Origin of the sequence: Nocardia asiatica NBRC 100129, from assembly GCF_000308415.1 — a bacterium.
GTDB classification, from domain to species: Bacteria; Actinomycetota; Actinomycetes; order Mycobacteriales; family Mycobacteriaceae; genus Nocardia; species Nocardia asiatica.
The window spans coordinates 1-608 of sequence record NZ_BAFS01000335.1; the positions used below are offsets into that span (position 1 = coordinate 1).

1 protein-coding gene is annotated in these 608 nt (G+C 68.4%); it reads left to right on the forward strand.

Annotated features, from left to right (window positions below; genetic code table 11):
* Positions 1-145: 145 nt before the first annotated feature.
* Positions 146-608 (forward strand): IPT/TIG domain-containing protein (locus ON27_RS29265; RefSeq protein ID WP_218003054.1); only part of this gene is annotated, 463 nt, incomplete at its 3' end.

The window sequence follows — 608 nt, forward strand, 5'->3', positions numbered from 1 at the left end:
TTTCGGTGCGACACCGGCGACCTCGTTCACCGTCGACTCACCCACCCAGATCACGGCCGTCTCGCCCGCCGGGACCGGGACCGTGCAGGTCACCGCGACGACACCCGGCGGAACCAGCAGCGGCTTGGCCTTCACCTACATTCCGGTGCCCACCCTCACCACGGTGGTTCCGAATGTCGGTCCGGAATCGGGCGGCACGATCGTGGTCCTCACCGGGACGGGGCTGTCCACGGCCTCGGCGGTGAACTTCGGCGCCACACCGGCGACCTCGTTCATCGTCGACTCCGACACCCAGATCACCGCCGTCTCCCCGGCGGGAACCGGAACTGTGCAGGTCACTGCCACGACCGCGGGTGGAACCAGTAACGGCGTCGCGTTCACCTACTTCGCCGCGCCGACACTGAGCACGGCGGCACCGAATCAGGGCTCGGTAACAGGTGGCACGACAGTCGTGCTCACCGGCACGAACCTGACAGGCGCCAGCGGGGTGAACTTCGGTGCCACACCGGCGACCTCGTTCACCGTCGACTCGCCCACTCAGATCACCGCGACCGCCCCCGCGGGAACCGGCATCGTGTCGGTCACCATCACCACCCCGGGCGGAACGA